The sequence below is a fragment of the Indolivaga macrotermitis genome (genome assembly GCF_900128985.1).
Taxonomy (GTDB): domain Bacteria; phylum Bacteroidota; class Bacteroidia; order Bacteroidales; family Dysgonomonadaceae; genus Dysgonomonas_A; species Dysgonomonas_A macrotermitis.
In genome coordinates this window covers 573,371-593,804 of sequence record NZ_FQUC01000001.1, presented here as the reverse complement: position 1 = coordinate 593,804, position 20,434 = coordinate 573,371, and the positions used below count along the sequence as shown (strand labels likewise).

The 20,434-nt window shown below is 39.5% G+C and carries 16 protein-coding genes and 1 tRNA gene; 12 read left to right on the top strand and 5 right to left on the bottom strand.

Annotated elements, in window-relative coordinates; translation table 11 throughout:
* Window positions 1-343 precede the first annotated feature (343 nt).
* The 7 genes from BUC12_RS02340 (at window position 344) to prfB (ending at window position 9,494) form a co-directional block, all read left to right on the top strand.
* Window positions 344-2,809 carry an endonuclease MutS2 gene (locus BUC12_RS02340; RefSeq protein WP_062175557.1) on the top strand — a complete coding sequence of 822 codons (2,466 nt, stop codon included), beginning with the start codon at window positions 344-346 and terminating at the stop codon, window positions 2,807-2,809.
* Window positions 2,810-2,825: 16 nt separating this feature from the next.
* Window positions 2,826-3,824: a Stealth CR1 domain-containing protein gene (locus tag BUC12_RS02335; protein WP_062175556.1), complete on the top strand. Its 999-nt coding sequence runs from the start codon at window positions 2,826-2,828 to the stop codon at window positions 3,822-3,824.
* Between the two features lie 76 nt (window positions 3,825-3,900).
* On the top strand, window positions 3,901-4,701 hold the full coding sequence (surE, locus tag BUC12_RS02330) for a 5'/3'-nucleotidase SurE (protein WP_062175555.1): 801 nt from the start codon (window positions 3,901-3,903) through the stop codon (window positions 4,699-4,701).
* 15 nt (window positions 4,702-4,716) lie between these two features.
* Window positions 4,717-5,850 carry a lipid-A-disaccharide synthase gene (lpxB, locus tag BUC12_RS02325; RefSeq protein WP_062175554.1) on the top strand — a complete coding sequence of 378 codons (1,134 nt, stop codon included), beginning with the start codon at window positions 4,717-4,719 and terminating at the stop codon, window positions 5,848-5,850.
* A 2-nt stretch (window positions 5,851-5,852) separates the two neighbouring features.
* Window positions 5,853-7,502 carry an alkaline phosphatase gene (locus tag BUC12_RS02320; protein ID WP_062175857.1) on the top strand — a complete coding sequence of 550 codons (1,650 nt, stop codon included), beginning with the start codon at window positions 5,853-5,855 and terminating at the stop codon, window positions 7,500-7,502.
* A gap of 84 nt (window positions 7,503-7,586) precedes the next feature.
* Window positions 7,587-8,285: a porin family protein gene (locus BUC12_RS02315; RefSeq protein ID WP_062175553.1), complete on the top strand. Its 699-nt coding sequence runs from the start codon at window positions 7,587-7,589 to the stop codon at window positions 8,283-8,285.
* Window positions 8,286-8,380: 95 nt separating this feature from the next.
* A protein-coding gene (prfB, locus tag BUC12_RS02310; RefSeq protein WP_139261987.1) for a peptide chain release factor 2 occupies window positions 8,381-9,494 on the top strand; the annotation gives its coding sequence in 2 pieces (ribosomal slippage) (window positions 8,381-8,443 and window positions 8,445-9,494; 1,113 coding nt in all).
* A 78-nt stretch (window positions 9,495-9,572) separates the two neighbouring features.
* Here prfB and BUC12_RS02305 read toward each other — a convergent pair.
* Together BUC12_RS02305 and BUC12_RS02300 are read right to left on the bottom strand one after the other, a co-directional pair.
* The gene (locus BUC12_RS02305; RefSeq protein ID WP_062175551.1) at window positions 9,573-11,933 is read right to left on the bottom strand and encodes an ATP-dependent helicase; all 2,361 of its coding nucleotides are present in this window, start codon (window positions 11,931-11,933) and stop codon (window positions 9,573-9,575) included.
* A 74-nt stretch (window positions 11,934-12,007) separates the two neighbouring features.
* Window positions 12,008-12,514 carry a YcxB family protein gene (locus BUC12_RS02300; RefSeq protein WP_062175550.1) on the bottom strand — a complete coding sequence of 169 codons (507 nt, stop codon included), beginning with the start codon at window positions 12,512-12,514 and terminating at the stop codon, window positions 12,008-12,010.
* Between the two features lie 185 nt (window positions 12,515-12,699).
* Here BUC12_RS02300 and BUC12_RS02295 point away from each other — a divergent pair, with 185 nt between their 5' ends.
* The 5 genes from BUC12_RS02295 to BUC12_RS02275 all read left to right on the top strand — a co-directional run bounded on the left by BUC12_RS02295 (window position 12,700) and on the right by BUC12_RS02275 (window position 17,483).
* Window positions 12,700-13,056 carry a MarR family winged helix-turn-helix transcriptional regulator gene (locus BUC12_RS02295; RefSeq protein WP_062175549.1) on the top strand — a complete coding sequence of 119 codons (357 nt, stop codon included), beginning with the start codon at window positions 12,700-12,702 and terminating at the stop codon, window positions 13,054-13,056.
* Between the two features lie 52 nt (window positions 13,057-13,108).
* On the top strand, window positions 13,109-15,553 hold the full coding sequence (locus tag BUC12_RS02290) for an FAD-dependent oxidoreductase (protein ID WP_062175548.1): 2,445 nt from the start codon (window positions 13,109-13,111) through the stop codon (window positions 15,551-15,553).
* Window positions 15,554-15,663: 110 nt separating this feature from the next.
* Window positions 15,664-15,739: transfer RNA gene (locus tag BUC12_RS02285), tRNA-His, on the top strand.
* A 91-nt stretch (window positions 15,740-15,830) separates the two neighbouring features.
* On the top strand, window positions 15,831-16,292 hold the full coding sequence (locus BUC12_RS02280) for a hypothetical protein (protein WP_062175547.1): 462 nt from the start codon (window positions 15,831-15,833) through the stop codon (window positions 16,290-16,292).
* Between the two features lie 258 nt (window positions 16,293-16,550).
* A complete protein-coding gene (locus BUC12_RS02275; RefSeq protein WP_062175546.1) occupies window positions 16,551-17,483 on the top strand; it encodes a hypothetical protein in 933 nt (310 codons plus the stop codon).
* Window positions 17,484-17,573: 90 nt separating this feature from the next.
* On the opposite strand, the gene BUC12_RS02270 is transcribed toward BUC12_RS02275, so the two are convergent.
* The 3 genes from BUC12_RS02270 to BUC12_RS02260 all read right to left on the bottom strand — a co-directional run bounded on the left by BUC12_RS02270 (window position 17,574) and on the right by BUC12_RS02260 (window position 20,417).
* Complete coding sequence (locus tag BUC12_RS02270; RefSeq protein ID WP_062175545.1) at window positions 17,574-18,458, bottom strand: AraC family transcriptional regulator; 885 nt, start codon at window positions 18,456-18,458, stop codon at window positions 17,574-17,576.
* A gap of 156 nt (window positions 18,459-18,614) precedes the next feature.
* Entirely contained in the window at window positions 18,615-19,616 is a 1,002-nt protein-coding gene (gene holA, locus BUC12_RS02265) for a DNA polymerase III subunit delta (RefSeq protein ID WP_062175544.1), read from the bottom strand.
* Window positions 19,617-19,637: 21 nt separating this feature from the next.
* Window positions 19,638-20,417, bottom strand: a complete 780-nt coding sequence (locus BUC12_RS02260; RefSeq protein WP_062175543.1) for an AMP nucleosidase — start codon at window positions 20,415-20,417, stop codon at window positions 19,638-19,640.
* Between the last annotated feature and the right edge of the window lie 17 nt (window positions 20,418-20,434).

Sequence of the window (20,434 nt, the reverse complement as noted above, 5' to 3'; positions counted from 1 at the left end):
AAACCAAGTAGAGTATTCGGATGCTTGTAGGGGTGTATTACATACGCCAAAAACGAAAAACGGGTAATCGGACGTATGTAAATATTAACATCCTTAGTTTTATCTATAAAGAAAACAAAATGATATTACTATTATGAAAAATAAAAAAAATATCTGTCACTTGTATAATTTGTCACTTTATGAGAGTTAAAAAACTATGGATAAGCATTATACCAAGGTGACACGTGTCACCTTTTTGTCACCTTTTATGTATACTTTGTGAGTTTTGTGTGTAGTTTATGTTTACTTTAATATTTGCTGGTAGTTTACTATCTTTGCTAGCTGAAAACAAGAAGAATAGAACGTGATATATCCAAATAATTTTGAACAAAAAATAGGTTTCGACAAGATACGCAATCTGATTATCGAAAAATGCCTCAGCCCTTTGGGAATAGAGAAAACCGAAGAAATGGGCTTTTCGTCCGATTACAATACGGTTCAGAGCCTGTTGTCGCAAACCGACGAATTTATGCGTATCATTCAGGAAGAGGATGACTTTCCGGTCAACCACTTCTTTGATGTGCGTCCTGCGTTAAAGAATATCCGGGTCGAAGGTACATGGTTAGACGAAAGTGCCGTATTTGACCTCAGAAGGTCTCTGCAAACGATCAAAGACATAGTAAGTTTTCTTCGCAAAGAAGACGAAGAAAATACGCCATATCCGCACCTGCAACAACTGGCAGGCGATGTATTGATCTTTCCCCAGCTTCTGAACAGGATAGATTCGATACTCGACAAGTACGGAAGGATAAAAGACAATGCATCTGCCGAACTGAGCAAACTCCGCAAAGAAATATCGCAGGTATCAGGGAGCATATCCCGCACACTGAACAGTATATTGAGAGCCGCCCAATCGGAAGGGTTAGTCGAAAAGGATGTATCGCCCACCATGCGCGACGGACGGCTGGTGATACCCGTTGCCCCCGCTTTCAAGCGCAAGTTGAAAGGTATTGTCCATGACGAATCGGCAACCGGAAAGACTGTATTTATTGAACCTGCCGAAGTAGTAGAAGCCAATAACCGCATCAGGGAACTGGAAAGCGAAGAGCGCCGGGAGATTGTGAAGATACTCATTGCATTCACCAATGAGGTAAGACCTCTTACACCCGATATACTTCAATCGTACGAATTTCTGGCATGGATAGACTTTATTCGCGCTAAAGCCAGACTTTCTATCGAGATTGGAGCGATACATCCTACTGTCGAAGACAAGCAGCTTATCGGATGGGACAGAGCCAAACATCCCCTACTCTATCTTTCTCACAAGAAACAGTGCAAGGAGATTATACCGCTTGACATCTGGCTAAATAACGAAAACCGACTGCTTATTATTTCAGGGCCTAATGCCGGAGGAAAGTCAGTTTGCCTGAAAACCGTGGGATTGCTTCAATACATGGTTCAGTGCGGATTGCCTATTCCTTTAGCCGAAAGTTCGAAAGTGGGTATTTTCGGTAATATATTTATAGATATAGGCGACGAACAATCTATCGAAAATGATCTGAGTACTTACAGTTCGCACCTGACCAATATGAAATTCTTTGTCAGGAATTGTGATGAGAAAACAATCCTGTTGATAGATGAGTTCGGAGGAGGAACCGAACCTCAGATCGGAGGTGCAATTGCCGAATCGCTGTTGAAACGCTTCAACGAACGAAAAGCATTCGGGGTAATAACAACCCATTATCAGAACCTGAAACATTTCGCAAACGAAAATCAAGGGGTAGTGAACGGCGCTATGCTTTACGACCGGCATATTATGCAACCTTTGTTTACTTTGTCGATAGGCAACCCGGGAAGTTCTTTTGCTATTGAAATCGCCCGGAAGATAGGGTTACCGGAAGATGTAATCGCAGATGCTTCGGAAATAGTGGGCAGCGACTATATCAATATGGATAAGTACCTTCAAGATATAGTGCGTGACAAACGCTATTGGGAATCGAAGCGGAACAACGTCCGCATACAGGAGAAAAAGCTGGAAGATATAACTTCCCGTTACGAGAACAACCTGACCGATATAGAAAAGCAACGCAAGGATATTATCAAGCAGGCCAAAGAAGAGGCTCAACGCCTGTTATCGGATGCCAACGCCAAGATTGAAAATACTATCCGTGAGATAAAAGAGGCTCAGGCCGAAAAAGAAAAGACTAAAGTTGTACGGAAAGGACTGGCTGAATTCAAGGCCAAAATAGAATCGGAAGAACTTGTTACCGATGATAAAATAGCGCGTAAGATACAGAAACTACAGGATAGAGAGAAGAATAAGAAGAACAAAGTAAAGGCAGTTAAAGAACAAAAAGCCGAATCTATCTCGGTAGGAGATAATGTACGGATGAAAGGGCAATCGTCAGCCGGAGAGGTGATGGAGATACAGGGCAAAAATGCAGTAGTAGCATTCGGCATGATAAAATCGACGGTAAAGCTCGATAGCCTGGAACGTGTCAGCAAGAATCAACTGAAACGCGAAAATCAGAAAAGCACCTTTGTCAGCTCACAAACCGGAGATATGGTTTATGAAAAGAAACTGAACTTCAAACAAGATATAGACGTTAGAGGTATGCGGGGAGACGAAGCGTTACAGGCCGTTATGTATTTTGTAGACGATGCTATTCAGGTTAATGCCGGACGGGTACGCATTCTTCATGGTACAGGTACAGGAGCTTTGCGCCAGATTATCCGTGACTATCTGCGCACTGTACACGGAGTGGCTCACTATCAGGACGAGCATGTACAGTTCGGAGGAGCAGGTATCACTGTTATAGACTTAGAATAAAGTTTGAGGAAAGCCTATGAATACAGACAAAGTAGATATAGTAATCCCATGGGTCGATAACACCGACCCTTCGTGGCAAGCCGAATTCGATAGGTTTGCCAAAGAAGGGGTACAGGGCGACTCCCGTGAAATACGGTATCGCGATTGGGGATTACTCCGCTACTGGTTCAGGGCGATAGATCAATTCATGCCATGGGTAGACAGGATACATTTTGTCACATCGGGACATATACCCGAATGGCTCGATCTGGAAGATACACGTTTGAACTGGGTAAAGCACGAGGATTTTATTCCAATCGAGTACCTCCCTACATTCAGTGCCAATACAATCGAATTGAATCTACACAGAATAAAAGGATTATCCGACCGGTTTATCTATTTCAATGACGATATATTTGTACTCCGTCCTTTATCCGAAAAACGTTTTTTCAGGAAGGGGCTTCCTTGCGATTTTGGAGTAATGACCGCCAAGCCTTCCAACGGAGGTATTATCCATATGGCGATTAACGATCTGGATGTTATCGACAGGCATTTTAATAAACGCAAACAAATGCGGAAATTCTTCACAAAGTGGTTTTCGCCCCATTATGGAGTTGGGGTAATAAATAACCTGTTGCTATCTCCCTGGAGGGATTTTTCGGGATTTATCGATCCTCATCTGCCAAATGCCTTTCTAAAGCCTACACTTGATGAAGTATGGAAATCTGAACCCGAAATCATGGATAAGACCTGCCGTTCACGTTTCAGAACCGATGCCGATGTAAACCAATGGCTATTCAGATACTGGCAACTGGCACAAGGCAATTTTTGCCCCTCCAATACACGCCGCAATACCATCTGTATGGATATTAACAATACGAATATTACGGAAATAAAGCAATTGATCGGTAGCAGACAACTCGATATGATCTGTTTGAATGACAGTTCCGATATATCAGATTTCAATGCAATACAGAACTCTATACAAGAATCATTTGAGAAGTTATTGCCGCAAAAGTCACCTTTTGAAAAATAATATTCTCATTTTCAGCAAGGAGATATTTTGCGTATCTTTGTTATTCTCATAAAAAAGCAAATTTATAAAATACAATATGTCAGTAAATAAACCATTAATATTTGTAACTAACGACGATGGCTATTCCGCTAAGGGAATCAGGTCTCTCGTTGAATCTTTAATAGGCTTAGGCGAAATAGTTGTAGTAGCACCCGATGGGCCCCGTTCGGGTATGTCCAGTGCCATAACATCTATCCAGCCGATCAGATATCATTTAGTGAAAAAAGACGAAAAAAACGATATAACCGTATATGCCTGTACAGGTACCCCTGTCGATTGTGTAAAACTGGGAATCAGTGAAATAGTCGGCCGTAAGCCCGATCTTTTAGTTTCCGGTATCAATCACGGCTCTAACGCATCGGTATGCGTATTATACTCCGGCACGATGGGAGCTGCTATGGAAGGTGCATTGTTCAAAGTTCCTTCTATCGGGTTCTCTTTACTGGATCATGCTCTCGATGCCGATTTTGCTCATACCTACCCGATAACACGGGCTTTGAGCGAAGATGTGCTGAGAACAGGCTTACCTGCCGGCGTCTGCTTGAATGTTAACATTCCTCATTCGGATGACGAACTGAAGGGTTTAAAGGTTTGTCGTCAGGCATCCGGTCAATGGATAGAAGAGTTCAAGAGATCGGAAGATGGAGCCAACAAGCCTATTTTCTGGTTAACAGGACGTTTCGACAATGACGAGCCTAATGACGAAACTACCGATGAATGGGCTCTGGCTAATGGTTACGCTTCTATTGTCCCTATCACAGTAGATATGACTGCCCATATGTTTGTCGAAAAGATGAAATCGTGGGAAAAACTCATTTATGTAAGTTCAGAATCATAACAATTCCGGCATGATATGAAATACTTTCTGGTTGCAGGAGAGGCCTCCGGCGATTTACATGCTTCGAACCTGATGGCTTCACTGAAAGCTAAAGATACTGACGCTGATTTTCGTTATTTCGGCGGCGATCTGATGCAGGCACAGGGAGGTACCCTTTTGAAGCATTACCGCGAGTTGGCATTTATGGGATTTATACCTGTATTGCTCAATCTTCGCATCATTCTCCGCAACATGAAAAAGTGCCGGGAAGCAATTGTCGAATATGAGCCCGATGTGGTAATACTGATCGACTATCCAGGATTTAATCTGAAAATAGCCAAATATATAAAGACTAGGACCGCTATTCCTGTTCATTACTACATATCGCCTAAAGTATGGGCATGGAAAGAATACAGGGTAAAATCATTTAAAAAGTATGTGGATGAGATGCTTTGTATCCTTCCATTCGAAGTGGAGTTCTTTCAAAAGCATAACTATAAAGTCGATTATGTAGGGAATCCTACGGTTGACGCTATTGCCAATTATAAAGAAGCCGCTAAAGCTGATACTTTTAACACATTTCTTACTGATAATAATCTGGAACAGAAACCGGTTATTGCCTTATTGGCAGGAAGCCGCAAGCAGGAAATCAAGGACAACCTGCCGGCTATGCTAGAAGTTACAGCTACATTCGGCAACTATCAGGCTGTTATTGCCGGAGCACCGGGTATTGATCCTGAATATTACAAGGCATATGTAGGAAAGTATTCGTGCAAGATAATTTTTGACCAGACATACCGGCTGCTCACCTATGCCGAAGCAGCCCTTGTTACATCAGGAACAGCAACATTAGAGACCGCTTTATTCCGCACACCACAGGTGGTCTGCTATCGTACTCCGGTACCTAAACTTACTTACTGGGCATTTAAGAATATTCTGCATACCCCCTATATATCTTTAGTGAACCTGATTGCAGGAAAAGAGGTCGTAAAAGAGCTTTTTGCCAGATTCTTTACTATAAAGAATATCCGGCACGAAACAGACATGCTACTGAACAATACCGAGTACAGGGAGAAAATGCTGAAAGAATATGACCGGATTATCGGGATACTCGGCAAGCCGGGAGCATCAGATAAAGCCGCAGAAATCATTATACAAAAAATTAGATGACTATGAGAAAGACTCTTTTAATCTTAGGTTTAGTTTTACTTTGTAATATCGTATGGGCACAGCAGTATCATAGACCGGTTAAAGCGGTAAAGAATGTTATTCTGATGATTCCTGACGGGACCTCTATCGGAGTTGTTTCGGCTGCACGATGGTATCAGATCTACAACCGTTTGGGCGGAGACAATCTCAATATTGATCCTTACATTTGTGGTACTGTAAAGACATTCTCATCCAATGCTCCTATCGGAGACTCGGCTCCTACAACTTCGGCTTACATGACAGGTATGCCTCAACAGACAGGCAATGTAGCAATATATCCGCCTGCCGATCCGGAAAACGACCTTATCTATGTAGATCCGGCAATGGCATATCAGCCACTGACAACTATCCTCGAAGCCGCGCGTATCGAGAAAAACAAGGCTACAGGGCTGGTTGTTACCGTTGAATTTCCTCATGCAACGCCTGCCGACTGTTCGTCCCACTACCATAAAAGGGGCGAATACAAATATATAGCTTCGCAGATGGCATACAATAATCTGGATGTAGTGTTCGGTGGCGGAACTTCTATTCTTACGGATGACATGAGAGACCGTTTTACAAAGACAAATACAACCCTGATTGAAAATGACCTGAACGCATTCCGTAACTTTCAAGGGAGAGACAAGATATGGGCATTATTTGGAGATAAAGAACATCCATACGACATAGACCGGGACAGCACCCTGATACCATCACTCAAAGAAATGACAGAAAGGGCTATTGCACATCTTTCGCAAAATGAGAATGGCTTTTTCCTTATGGTCGAAGGCAGTAAAGTCGATTGGGTTGCGCACGGCAACGATGCTGTCGGCTGTATTACCGAATATCTTGCATTCGACCGGGCTGTAGGAGCTGCTATTGATTTTGCCAGAAAAGATGGGGAAACCGCCGTTATTATTCTACCCGATCACGGTAACAGTGGTTTTACTATCGGGCGCCGCGACCTGAAAAGGTATGACAAAGCAACAAAAGACGATCTCTTTGCGAATGTATCTAAATATAAACGAACCGGAGAAGGACTAGAGAAAATTCTGATTAATGAAAAACCGGAAAACATAAAGGCTACGTTCAAAAAATATACTGATATCGACCTAACGGAAGACGAAGTCGAATCACTCCTAAGTTCTAAGAATTATAAGGAAACCGATTATATGAAAAAGTCCGAAAGCCAGAATATGGGACATGCGATTGTTGATATAATGAACAGCCGTACCTATTTCGGATTCACAACCGGAGGACATACCGGCGAAGAAGTGTTCCTTGCAGCTTACCATCCTCAGGGAGACATGCCTCTGGGCATGAACACCAATATCCAGATCAACAATTACCTGTTTGATGTTGTCGGGTTGAAAACTCCATTGAAAGAGATGACCAGACAAATATTCGCAAAACATACTGATATCTTCGAGCCCGGAAGTTATACCATCGATACTTCAAAAGACTTCCCCGAATTAACTGTAAAGAAAGGAAATAATACTTTAGTAGTCCCTGCTTTCAAGTCAATAGCTTACCTGAATGGTCAAGAAATAGAGCTTGGCTCGGTAACAACATATATTGATGTAAACGAAACCTTCTATCTACCTGAAAGTCTAAAAGATAAGATATCTGAATAATCAGAGTATACAAAAGCAACGAATCAGCGAGTATAAGCATCTTCAGTATATACTCACTATTTTTTTATATAACACCTTTCTATCATGAAAAATATCAGACACCTTCTTTCTATCTGTTTCATAGTATCAGTAATTTCGTTACAAGCACAAACCGAATCCAAGTTCAGCTATGGAATCAAAGCCGGATTTAACTTGTCCTCTGCCGGAGGAGACTTTTCTGATTCCTCTTTAAGGTCAGGCTACCATTTTGGAGTTACTATGGATTATGACTTATCCAAAGGATTCTTTCTACGATCCGGGCTGGATTTCACCTCCAAAGGTGCGGAGATCGATAATAGCTGGGACTATTCATACATCGATGGCAGTGCGGGCTGGAGCACTGACAGGTATACACTAAATTACCTGCAACTACCATTACAATTAGGATTTAGACTCCCTGTATTTAACAACAAGCTCAATTTGGTTGCCAGTGCCGGTATGTACTTTGCATATGGAGTCTACGCCAGAGAAAAATATGATGAAACATATGCATCTGGATATTATACCTATATTGACGAATGCACTATATTGATTGACTACCCTATAGTATATGAGGGATTCGACGAAATTGGCATGCGCCGATTCGATTGTGGTTTTACGGGTGGATTAGGGGTCGAATTCAGCCGCTATTCACTATCAATTAATTACGAAGGAGGTATTCTTAATACAATGAAAGAACTTGATGGCAGCAACCCTTCGTGGAAAAACCGGAGTTGGGCTTTCTCCTTCGGATATAAGTTCTGAAATATACTTCTACAAGCTAAACAATATAAATAGTGTGCAAAAAATAACTACCTTTGCACACTATTTTTTATTTATAAACTTAAACTGAATCGGATATGATTACAGCAGACCAACTCAAAGAAGTGTTGGAGCGCGAGTTAGCGCTGAGGGGGTACCTTTGACATCGATGCAAAGATAATCCAGCTCGAAGAAGAAGAAATAAGAACACAAGATCCTGATTTTTGGACTGATAATAAAGCTGCTGAAGCTCAAATGAAAATTATCAGAGAACTGAAAGGGTGGGTCAACGGATATAATGAAGTAAAAGCCGGAGTCGAAGAACTTCAACTGGCTTTCGATTTTCAAAAAGAAGGGATTACTTCCGAAGAAGAAGTAGATCAGGCTTATACAAATGCCATTGCATTGTTAGAGAATCTGGAGCTGAAGAATATGCTTCGCCGTGAAGAAGATCAACTCGGAGCTGTTCTCAAAATCAATAGTGGTGCAGGAGGCACAGAAGGTCAGGACTGGGCTTCGATGCTTTTTCGTATGTATCAAAGATGGTGTGAATCCAAAGGTTATAAAGTAACAATAACCAACTGGCAGGATGGTGATGAAGCCGGAATTAAAACTGCCACTATGCAAGTTGAAGGAGACTTAGCCTACGGATATCTAAAGTCTGAAAACGGTGTACACCGCTTGGTCAGGGTATCGCCTTACAATGCGCAAGGTAAGCGCATGACATCATTTGCTTCGGTATTTGTTGTGCCTCTCGTTGACGACAGTATCGAAATAGATGTAAAAATGGGAGATATCACATGGGATACTTTCCGTTCAAGTGGAGCCGGTGGACAGAATGTCAACAAGGTTGAAACCGGAGTTCGTCTTCACTACAAATACAAAGATGATGAAACCGGAGAGGAGAAAGAAATTGTAATCGAAAATACCGAAAGCCGTTCTCAATTCGGAAACAAAGATAATGCGATTCGTTTGCTTAAATCTCAATTATACGAAATAGAGCTTGAGAAACGTAACCGCATGCAATCGGATGTTGAAGCCGGAAAGAAAAAGATAGAATGGGGATCACAAATCCGCAGTTATGTCTTCGACGACCGCCGCGTAAAAGATCATCGTACCAACTACCAAACATCGAACGTTAATGCTGTGATGGATGGAGATATTGATGATTTTATTAAAGCCTATCTAATGGAATTCGGAGGAGAAGCCTAACCTATAGCGGAACTTAATCTTAGATAAATGAAAAGAGACAAACCAAATGGTTTGTCTCTTTTATATTTAAAGAAAACATTACCCTATAATTTCGAAGCGTGCAAATTTCAACAATAGTTGTTTGGTTCCTGCATTTTCAAATTCTACTGTTGCTTTTCGACTGGCGGCATCCCCGTCTAAGGATACTATTTTACCTATACCAAACCGCTCATGCTTAATTGTTGCTCCCACCTGAATATCCCCGATATTATTATTCACCGGATTTTTAGGCTGGGCATTCTTTACATTGACAAAGTTTGTCCGGCTAGGAAATGCTGTTTCCTGCGGAAATTCGGGCTTTTCAAAAATTGAAGTCTCTTTTCTGACAGTCTCTTTAAGCTCCTCCCTTTCTTCTCTGTTTCTTCGTACTGTATCCCAGAACCCTCCTTGCGAATACTGAGAATATTCACCACCTTGCCCACCTTCAATTACTCCGGTATTAGCTTTCAGATATTCCTTATCTATATCTCTCAGAAAACGGCTCGGATGGCAAGAGTTAGTTTGTCCGTTACGAAACCTGCTCTTAGCATAAGTCAACATACAGAAGTTCTCGGCACGGGTAATGGCTACATAGAATAAGCGGCGCTCTTCTTCGAGTCCTCTGGGCTCTGACTTTGCCATCGAAGATGGGAAAAGATCTTCTTCGAGCCCTACAATAAAGACATTCTTAAACTCCAAACCTTTAGAGGCATGAATAGTCATCATGGTTACTTTCTCTTTTTCTTCCTCCTTATCCGTATCCTGATCACTCAGTAAGGATACTTCCGACAGGAAGTCTATCAAACCAACACGGCTCTCTCCTTCCTCGATACGGCTCTCGCAAAACTCGTGAATTCCTCCAAGCAGCTCTTGTAAGTTTTCCTGCCGGCTCATTCCTTCAGGTGTCTGATCCTGATATGCTTCACGGGCAATACCACTTTCTTTTACTATTTTGGTCGCTATTTCGTAAGCGGTTGCAACAGGTAATTCTTGAGCAAAACTATCTATTAATAGATGAAAGTCTTTCAGTTTTTTAGCAGTTCCGGCATTTACATTCAGGTTATATTTCAAAGGGTCGTTTATTACTTCCCAAAGGCTTATATTATGAAGCTGTGCAGTATCCGTAACTTTACCGACTGTAGTTGCACCGATACCGCGTGTAGGATAGTTGATTATACGCTTAAAAGCTTCTTCGTCCTTCGGATTCACAACCATACGGAAATAGGCTATAACATCCTTGATTTCTTTGCGCTGATAAAATGACAAACCGCCATAAATACGGTATGGAATATTCTTCTTTCTCAGTGATTCTTCAAATACACGAGACTGTGCATTGGTTCTGTAAAGAATAACAAAATCACTGTACGAAGCATCTTCACTGCGACGGAGATCCTGAATCTTATTAGCGACAATTACACCTTCTTCAAAATCGGAGAAAGCGCTTGCCACCTCTATCTTTTCACCGACTGCATTTTCGGAGAATACATTCTTTTGTATCTGCCCTTTATTCTGCTTTATCAGGCTGTTTGCTGCATTTACAATATTTTGAGTCGAACGGTAATTCTGCTCCAGTTTGAAAATACGGGCTTCGGGGTAATTACTCTTGAAGTTGAGTATATTATCGATATTCGCCCCCCGGAAAGAATAAATACTTTGGGCATCATCCCCTACTACACACACTCTATGGTGGATATCAGCCAATTGCTTAACGACCAGATATTGTGCAAAGTTTGTATCCTGATACTCATCTACAAGAATATATTGAAACCGGTTCTGATATCCTGCCAATACATCGGGATGATCTCTGAATAAGCGGTTGGTATAATACAATAAATCGTCAAAGTCCATAGTATTTGCCGCATGCAGGCGATTGCAATATATCTTATATATATCCTTCACCTGAGGCACTTTAGCTTTCATATCGTACTCTAGCATTTCTTTACTTTGGGCATAAGCGGTCGGAGACACTAAAGCATTTTTCGCATTCGATATCATTGACTGGATACGGGCAGGTTTATATACCTTGTCATCCAGCTGCAATTCCTTAATGATGGTTTTGATAAGATTACGTGAATCGGCCGAATCAAAAATAGTGAAATTAGAAGTAAATCCGATCCTCTCGGCTTCGGTTCTCAAAATCCGAGAAAATACCGAGTGGAATGTACCCATCCAAAGCCTGCGGGCAATATTTTCTCCCACCAATTCAGACACACGGGATCTCATTTCGCGGGCAGCCTTATTTGTAAAAGTCAGCGCCAATATATGTTGTGCAGGCAAGTCTTGCTTTAAGAGATAAGCTATTTTGTATGTAAGTACACGTGTTTTTCCGGAGCCGGCTCCGGCTATCACCAAAGAGGGCCCGTCAATAAACTGAACAGCCTCTCCTTGCGATTTATTTAATTGTTGTAATAATTGTTCCATGATTGCAAATCGAAGAACAAAGATACATAATGATAAAGATAGTAACCGAAAGAATGTACAGATAAATTACCTTACTATTTTTTCTTAGAATAAGGTTTTCCTATCTTGAGGATAAAATCTTTATCTTCGGGAGTTATGCATCTCTTAGGGATGATATTAGCTGTAAGCTTGGTCTGCCAGATAAATATACTCGCTTTATTTTCGGTGACTCCGAAGGTCTTATCCCAAGTCAGAGTTGATTCAAAAGACTCTCCTTTGACATTTATAGTCTCCGCATTTATTCTATATTCCAGTTGCTCCTTTAATCTCGGATTATTTTTGAACACCGACTTACCTGAATAAATTAATAATCCCCAATAGGCAAACATAATCGCAGGCAATATTATCAAGATGATGTTATCTTCTAATTTAAATGGGTAAGAAGAGACCACCGCTATATATAGATTGGCTATAAATACTATAATCCACACCACTAGCAGTAATATTAATGATTTTCGTCTCCTAGTCCCATAATAAACAAAGTTAATCACATCTTTTTCATCCAGTTTTACGCTGATTTTAATTTCTTCGGGGTTTTCCATTTTAAGTGCTCTTATTTAGAAGCAAAGATAATATTTTTGCATTCCCAACCTATACCTTACATTCCTTTCGTATACCTGCTTGAATATTTTCATAGTTAAAATATATTTTTTAGTAGCAAATATTTTTAGCAACAAAAATAAATCATTTACTTTGCAAATAGTTTCTACTAACAAATATATTTTATATGGAAGCAATATGCAAGCTAAAGGACATATATAAGGCTCTCTATATTTTCGAAAAAGAGTTTGCCGAGAAGAATAGCATCACAATCAATGAAGCGATGTTACTATGTTGTCTTAAGGATGGTAAGCCCAAAGCTGCAAATCAGTTATGCGAATTTGTCGGACTATCTAATTCAAGAGTCTCGCGAATAATTACAACTGTTGAAGATAAAGGCTATATCGCAAGGGAAATGGGGACTACCGATAAACGCCAAATGATATTCTCATTGACCGATACAGGTGTACAAAAAGTAAAAGAGATGCAAGAACAAAACATTGATTTTTCGAAACTTACAAATCAAATAAAGAGTTTACTATAAATAAAAAATTTATTCATTTATTTGCCAATAGCAAATATAATTAATAACAAATATGAAAATACTTATAATAGGAGGTGTCGCCGGAGGAGCAACCGCTGCAGCCAGACTCAGAAGAATGGACGAAACAGCAGAAATAATATTATTCGAAAGAGGCGAATATGTTTCGTATGCCAATTGTGGATTACCCTATCACATAGGAGGAGCCATCAGCGAACGCGACAGGCTTTTTGTACAAACGGTCGATAGCTTTACAAACCGTTTCAATATAGATATACGGATAAAATCGGATGTAACACGCATCAATCCGGAAGAGAAATATATAGAGGTACACAACCTCAATACATCAGAAAAATATGTCGAAAAGTACGATAAACTTATTGTATCCACCGGAGCCGAGCCTATAAGACCGCCTTTACCCGGTATCGATAGCTCAAATATATTTTCGCTAAGAAACGTACCTGATATGGACAGGATTAAAAGGTATATAGAACTTAATAATCCTAAAACAGCAATTGTAATCGGCGGAGGATTCATCGGGCTCGAAATGGTGGAGAATTTAAAGGATGCGGGACTGAATGTTTCGGTTATAGAAAGAAGCAATCAAGTAATGGCTCCTATTGATTTCCCGATGGCCGCTATTATACACCAGCATCTGAAACAAAAGGGAGTTTCTTTATACTTAGGTGAAGAGGTCGAAGGATTCAGCACGCAGAATAGCCGGACTGAAGTCTTACTGAAAAACCGGAATAACATTTCAGCAGATCTTGTTATACTCAGTATCGGAGTACGACCCGAAGTAAAATTAGCCAAGGAAGCAGGATTAACATTAGGCTCGTTGGGCGGTATCAGGGTGAACGACTATATGCAGACTTCCGATGAAAGTATTTACGCATTAGGTGATGCTATTGAAGTTTTCAATCCTGTAATCAACTCATATTCACTGATTCCTTTAGCAGGTCCGGCCAACAAACAAGCCAGAATTGTAGCGGATAATATACTAACAGACAATAAGCATAAGTATGCAGGCACTATAGGCACCTCTATCGCCAAAGTATTTGATCTGACTGTGGCTGCCACAGGTGCATCCTCCAAACTGCTGGACAGATTAAATATTACGCATACAACCTCATATACGCACGGAAGTAGCCATGCCAATTATTATCCGGGAGCTTTACCATTATCAATAAAAATAAATTTTTCACCTGAAGACGGAAAATTACTAGGTGCACAAGTTGTAGGCTTCGACGGAGTAGATAAGCGTATAGATTTATTTGCTCAAATCATCAAAAAAGGAGGAAATATATACGATCTGGAAGAGATAGAGCATGCTTATGCCCCACCCTATTCTTCGGCAAAAGACCCTGTAAACATGGCCGGATTTGTTGCTGACAATATACTCAGCAACAAAGTAAATATTATCCATTGGGACGAATTAGGAAAATCCGACAGATCAGGACTGATGATTATAGACGTACGGACAAAAGAAGAGCATGAGCTCGGAAACATACAAGGCTCAATAAATATCCCACTTGATGAAATAAGAAACAGGTTCTCTGAAATCCCGAACAATAAAAAAATTATTCTTTACTGCGCTGTCGGACTCAGAGGATATATTGCCAGCCGGATACTAATGCAAAACGGATGTAAAGACGTATTTAATCTTTCCGGAGGATATAAAACCTATTCTACATCAACTGAAGATTATTCAGGAGCAGCAAATGCCAACCAAGAAAAAGACGACAAAGAAACAAAAGCCACCAAGAATATGAAAACAATAAAAATAGATGCCTGTGGATTGCAATGCCCCGGCCCGATAATGCAATTGAAAAAGAATTACGATACAATAGCTGAAGGAGATCGTCTCGAAATAAAAGTTACAGATCAGGCATTTGGTGAAGATCTCAATGGATGGACACGTATGGTCGGCGCTAAACTGCTTAACATGGATAGTTCGAGGGGGGTTATCACCGCTGTGATCGAGAAACAACCGTCTGATAAAAAGGCTAGTTTACAGTCCGAAGAGAGGAAGGACAATAAAACTCTGGTCGTTTTCAGCGATGATCTGGATAAAGCATTGGCTTCCTTCGTTATAGCAAACGGAGCATTAGCTGCTGGTAAGAAAGTCAGTATGTTCTTCACATTCTGGGGATTGAGTATTATAAAGAAACCTCAAAAACCGTCTGTGAAAAAAGACTTTATGAGTAAAATGTTCGGATTTATGCTTCCATCCAATAGTAAAAAACTCGGATTGTCGAAAATGAATATGGGCGGAATGGGTGGAATGATGATGCGCTCTATAATGAAAAATAAGAATATAGACAGCCTCGAAGTACTGATGAAACAGGCTATAGACAATGGCGTCGAAATTATAGCCTGCTCGATGTCGATGGATGTTATGGGCATCAAGAAGGAAGAACTAATGGATAATGTAGTTGTGGGAGGTGTTGCTGCCTACCTCGACCGTACAGACAGTGCTAATGCGAATTTATTTATATAAAGAGGATTAACCTTCTGCTGAAAAGATTTTTCCTGCATATCGGAAAAATTCCGCTCGAACGGCTTGCTTCGAATTATAAAATAACTATCTTTGCACCGCAAACCAAACATGGTGATCGTAGCTCAGTTGGTTAGAGCGTCGGATTGTGGTTCCGAAGGTCGCGGGTTCGAGCCCCGTCTTTCACCCTTTGCTAAAGCATCTTTGATTTACTATCGGGATGCTTTTTTTATTTCATATTTTTTATTTACGTTTGTAAAACACTCTAACCGGGACAAAGATGAACAAGAGATTATTATCAATAGCCAAAATTGCAATTCTGCTACTCTCAGTAACTACACTATTTAGCGCATGTGGGGAAGATAAAGAATACTATTATGATAGTACAGATATATATCAAAGATATATTGTCATACAAGCAAATCAATGGAAATGGAATTCCGAATATAGCAGATATGAAGCTACCGGCAATCTAGATGGATTCAGTCAAACACAATATGACGATGCTGCAATTGTAGTTTCTACTTTCTGGACAGAGGGAAATACCGAAATACAAACATCTTTACCTTATGTCAGAACATGGGTTGATAACAACAACATCAAATATAATGAGACTATTGGTTATGAATTAATAACCGGTTCGCGCACTATAACTTTCTACATTCAAAATTCTGATATGCTGGAAAGACCATCTTCGAAGATTGATTATGAATTCAAATTTACTGCGATAAAATATTTCTAATCTGAAAAGCTAGTAGTATAAGCAAACAAATAGAAATAAAGTCTCGAAAAGGCTGCTTTCTCCTTCTAATAAAAACAATACTCTGATTGTCGCGAGCATAAATCCATGACATCTTGAACATGAGAAAGCAATGAATTATTTAATACTTTTTATGAGATTAAATAATTCTAAATATTTTTAGAATTAGACACATATACTTGATACAAAACTGTATTTACAATTACATATTATACACTAATCCAAACAAAACTAACATTTATGAAAAATTTAATTTTCGTTGCTCTTTTCACACTTAGTATTTTCTTTATTATATCTTGCAGTAATAATGATTTTGATGATGGGATTAATAACAAAAGAGAAGATCGATCAACTAATATTCTTCGATTTACTTATAATGGTGAAAACTATTCTTCCGCTTCTACTTTCGATCAAAAAGGCAACATTATCTTAGATGATAAAGAGATAAACTTTTTATACCAAAAAATTATAAATCTACCTGAATTAATTACTTATAAAAGTATAGAAGGAGAATATATTTTTTTCGAGAATCAGCTAAATTTTAATGATCATTTTGACCAAACTTTATTACGAAGTACATCTGCGACCAGTTCAAGAAATACATCCAGAGGAGAAAGTACATCTTCCGACAGAGGTAATTCCAACGGAAGTACTTCTGAACCTTCTGATTATACCTACACTCATAGAGTTGGAAATAAAACATATTTAGTAAAAGTTCATGTAGACAAAACTCTTGGTAAAAGATATTATACAGTTAAAGGAACATCTTCTGAGACCAAAACTAAAGTAAAAGAAAATGAGGTTGTTTATTTAATATACGATCCGAATGTTGCAGATTGGGAAAAGTCTTTCCTAGGTCATAATATAAGAACCTATTCTGATATCTATGAATTCAGCTATACTCAATCTGTTCCTGTGAGCGAAAAGCAACCAAAGTTAACAATCGACCTAGAACAGAGTGGTGCTGGTTGGGTTAAGTTGGGTAATCCGAACAATCAGAAAAGAGGAGTAAGACAAAATGTTTCAGTAATAACATCACGGAGTGGACAGATGTACCAATACATATATACCACCTATGTTTACTTTATAAGATCGTATGACGGAAAGCTTCATAATGATTATTGCCCTGTAAATATTGATGATGTTTCAATTACTTATACTGTTGACTTTTAACATTTTCAACTTATAGTCAATAGTTGACTTAACATAAATGAGAAGGAGGTTGCCCAAACGACCTCCTTTCTATTTATATAGACTTCATCTCTACTCTACCGGAACATAAATCTCTGTTTTCAATTTATCGGGTTCTGTTCTGTCCGGATGATTCAGATATTTTTCAAAGCAATGTTCATTTCGTAGTTTCAGCCTATTCTGGGGCAGCAACTCCGAATAGATTATATCATATACCGCATCCAAATTAGCATATGCTCCGTGATACAGAAACATTGCATACTTACCACCTTCCATTTCGCGAACACCTACTTCTCCGTGAGGTTTAGCATCTTTCTGTATAACAAGACAAAGATCAGTTCTTAATTTTTGGGGTTCGGTCACTTTCGGGTCATCATAATAGATTGCAATATGCTCTATCCCTGCCGAGTACAATTTATTCTCTTTCACAAATTGCCAAAGGCGTCCCCAAGTACCTCCAGAATCCAGATTTCCATACTTTCCGAATAATTTTATATAGATCATCTTACGGAGGGGGATATTTACAATTTTGACCTTTTTAATATTAAGGTCGAGTTCTTTTTTAATGGTCTGCATAATCATATAATTTTTATTGTTACGGTAATCTATCGGAGAGATTTCATAGTGCTGTTTAAAGACTTTCGATAGCGAAGACGGAACATCATACCCGACCTTATATGCGATATCTGCAACGGACAGATCGGTATACCTTAATAAACGGGCGGCAGTCTCTATCTTCATCCGTATGATATAAGCCCCGATAGGTTCACCCAGAAAAGCCCGTGTTATACGATGAAAATGAAATGGGGAGAAATTACTTATTTCGGCTAATCGTGATAAATCTATATTCTCATCCAGATGGTTATTAATATATTCCGTGATTATATTAATCTGCCTACAGTACTCTTCCGTCGTAGAAGTTCGTTGACTTGGGTTGTATTTATCTTCTGAATTCATAGCTGATTGTTTTTATCTGTAACAAAAGTAAGATCAATATATCTATGTATCTTTTCCGATCTTGCTGATTTCACAAAGCACAAATAAAAAAAGCAAGACCTATGACTAAGATAGATCTTGCTTTATTATATTATTTGTTTTCTTAGGTAAAACTGATTAGTGCATCATCTTGAATAACAATTCTCTCAAAAGCTCCCCATCAGGAGTTGAAGGATTACCCACCCCTTTACACTTTGCATCATATGTACGCAATAATGACATTATCTCCATAGATTTGAAGGCATTGTAATGCTTCAAAGCCAAGACATAATCTTTTGCCTGATACGAATTTCGGAAACCTAGTTCGGAAGCTATTCCATTTTCGGACTTATCCTTTGCCCAGTAACAAACCATAAGGTTACTAAAGAAATTAAAGAGTACAACCAAAGTCACAATCAGAGGATTATTCTTAGGATTCTTTTCAAAATAATCAGCAATGCGGTTCGCTTTCAGAATATCTTTCTCGACAATAGCTTTGAGCAGTTCGTAATTATTGAAATCTTTACTGATACCTATATTCCGTTCGATCAGTTCAGCAGTAACCCTCTTATCCTGTCCCATAGACAAGATTAGCTTATCCACTTCATTGACTACCTTACTCAGGTCGTTACCTAAATAATCGGCAAGCATTTGCGCCGACTTGGCATCAATACCAAGCCCTTTGGATGATACGAACGAAGTGATGAATCCGGACATCTTATAATCGGGAATTTTCTTCGAATCGAAGATAACTCCCCGCTTTTCGATCTCGGCATACAGTTTTTTCCGTTTATCGAGTGTTCCGTTCTTGTAATTAAGGACAAGTATGGTACTCGCCAACGGATTCTTGATGTACACTTCCAGGTCTTCTATTTTTTTCATACCCTGCGCCTCCTTAACTACGACCAATTGGCGGTCGGACATCATCGGAAAACTACGGGATAATGTTACAACCGAAGCTACATCTGTCTCGGCACCATAAAGAATGGTCTGGTTAAAATCCTTTTCTTCTTCAGGAATAACCGTAGCCAACAAATGATTGGTTATGTCATCTATATAATAAGGCTCATCCCCCATCAATAGATAGACAGGATGAAACTTACCGGAAGATATATCTTTCTTTATTTGCTCGAACGACATCAGTTATAATTGATCTCAGAATCAGAAATCCTCGAAACGAAGGTGTTTTACTGTCGAGCCATTATTAATCAATGTTGTCAACGCCTTGATACCGATCATCACATGTTCGGTTACAAAGTTTTGAGTAACAACATTATCACTTTTTTCGGTTTTCACTCCGTCAGAAATCATCGGTTGATCGGACACTAACAACAAAGCCCCTGTAGGTATCTGATTGGCAAATCCGCAAGTAAACAAGGTCGCAGTCTCCATATCTACAGCCATCGCTCTGATCGAACGAAGATATTCTTTAAACTCTTCATCATGTTCCCATACACGGCGGTTAGTAGTATATACCGTACCTGTCCAATAATCCTTATTAAAGTCACGGATATTGGATGACAGAGAACGAAGAAGGTTAAATGCAGGCAATGATGGCACTTCAGGCGGGAAATAGTCATTAGACGTTCCCTCTCCTCTGATAGCTGCAATCGGCAGAATATAGTCACCTAACTGATTATGCTTTTTAATACCGCCACATTTACCTAAGAACAACACCGCTTTGGGTTCTATTGCACTAAGTAAATCCATTATTGTAGCAGCATTTGCACTTCCCATCCCGAAGTTGATAATTGTAATACCGTTTGCCGAAGCATTAGGCATATTACCATCCAAACCAAGAATAGGAACTTTGAAGTGTTCAGCAAAAATTTCTACGTATTTCGAAAAGTTGGTCAATAAAATGTGTTTCGTAAACTGTTCCAACGGACGTTTGGTATACCTGGGTAACCAATTGTCTACAATTTCTTGTTTTGTCTTCATAATAAATCTATTTTTGT